2 protein-coding genes and 1 pseudogene are annotated in these 1,623 nt (G+C 64.8%); all 3 read right to left on the bottom strand.

Going from position 1 to position 1,623, the window contains the following annotated elements:
• Positions 1-112 (bottom strand): annotated as a pseudogene (locus AC0Z36_RS29610) (IS6 family transposase); the annotation flags it as partial.
• Between the two features lie 7 nt (positions 113-119).
• Positions 120-599 (bottom strand): hypothetical protein, encoded by a 480-nt coding sequence (locus AC0Z36_RS29605; protein WP_485466171.1) that lies wholly within the window; start codon positions 597-599, stop codon positions 120-122.
• Complete coding sequence (locus AC0Z36_RS29600; RefSeq protein WP_485466170.1) at positions 596-1,426, bottom strand: IS5 family transposase; 831 nt, start codon at positions 1,424-1,426, stop codon at positions 596-598. Before AC0Z36_RS29600 ends, AC0Z36_RS29605 begins: the two co-directional genes overlap by 4 nt.
• Positions 1,427-1,623 lie beyond the last annotated feature (197 nt).

Here is a 1,623-nt window from a genome sequence, read left to right as displayed (position 1 = left end):
TCCACCGGCGGATCGTCTCGTAGGACACGATCACCCCGCGCTCGAGCATCAGCTCCTCGACCTCGCGGAAGCTGAGCGGGAACCGGAAGTACAGCCACGTAAGTGAGGCTATGCCCGTTTCAGCTTTTCGATAAGGGCGAGCGGTGCGACGGTGGGCTTGCCGTGGGCCCAGGCCGTGCCCTGGTGAACTGCCCGGGTTCGGGCTCGGTCAGGATTCCGTTCCTGATCAGGCGTCTGAGCTTGTTGCGGATGTTGTTGATGTTGTTCGGGGTGAGGTTCAATCCCATCGCCTCACAGACGTCCCGTGCCTGTAGTGAAACGTCGGTGTCCGCGAAAACGGCCAGGATCCCCTGGTAGTCGGGGCCGTCCGGTAGGACCGGGGTCGGGGCGACCGGCGCCGGTTCCATCTCGTCGGACAAGTCCAGGAGTGTCTTACGGGTGATCGCGATGTGGTCGGACTCCTGGACGAGTCCGGCCAGGAGCGTGGTGAGCCGTGCGATCTGCTCGTGCGCGGTCTCCGTTTCCGCGGCGATCTGCCGCTCGCGGGCCTCCAGGCGGACGAGCAGTGCGCCGAGGGTCTGCTGTTGGTCGCCGCTCACGCGTCGCGCCACGCCGGACCGGATGTGCCGGTCAGCCGGCGGGCCATCACATCGTTTATGGCCCAGTACACCCGCGACGTCGAGGAGGACAGTGTGTGCTCGTACTCGCGGACCAGCCTGCGGTGCATCACCATGATCCCGTTGGCCTGTTCCACCCTCCACCTGATCGGTTGCAGAACGAAGCCCTTCTGGTCGGGGTTGCGTTCGACGATGTCCACCTCGATGCCCAAGGTGGCGCCGTGCTCGACGACGGTCTTCTTGAACCCCTGGTCCACCAGGGCTTTTTGGACGGTGGAGGTGGTGGCCGCGACTTTGTCCAGCAGAGCGACGCCGATGGTGTTGTCGTGGACGGAAGCGGCCATCACCACCACGGCGATCACCAGCCCGAGCACGTCAACGGCCAGTCCACGCTTGCGGCCCGGAACCTTCTTCGCGGCATCACGGCCGGTGGTCGTGGCGGGAACCCCGGCGGCGGCGTGCAGGCTTTGGGTGTCGAGCACCACCAGGCTCGGATCCTCGGCCCGCCCGGCCCGCTCGCGGACCTGACAGCGCAGGAGTTCGTGGATGGTCTCGGTGGTGTCGTCGTCACGCCAGGTGTAGAAGTAGTACTTGACCGCGCCGGGCGGAGGAAGGTCCGCGGGCATGTAGGACCACTGACAGCCGGTCCGGCCCTGGTACAGGATCGCGTTGACGACCTCGCGCATCGGGTACCGGCCTTGATGACCGCTGACCGAGGGACGCGCCACCTTCCATGCCGTGATCACCGGCTCGATCAGCGCCCACCGCTCGTCCGTCAGGTCGCTCGGGTAGCCCCTTCGTTCACTCACCCCGCCAGCCCAACAGGGTTGACCGCGCCGTACAGCGGCTTTACATACCAGCCCACTCGATCGAGCGATCAGAAAACCGGCATCACTTCACATACCGCCCTCTGAGAGGGCGTTTACCCAGGAAAAGACCCATGTGAGGCTTTTACCTCTGCTCCAGCTTGTGCTGTATGCCTGATTAGTTGAACTTGTCCTAACCT

Source organism: Kitasatospora sp. UYEF31 (assembly GCF_057291755.1).
The sequence above is the reverse complement of the archived record's forward strand: the minus strand, read 5'-3'. Positions and strand labels throughout refer to the sequence as shown.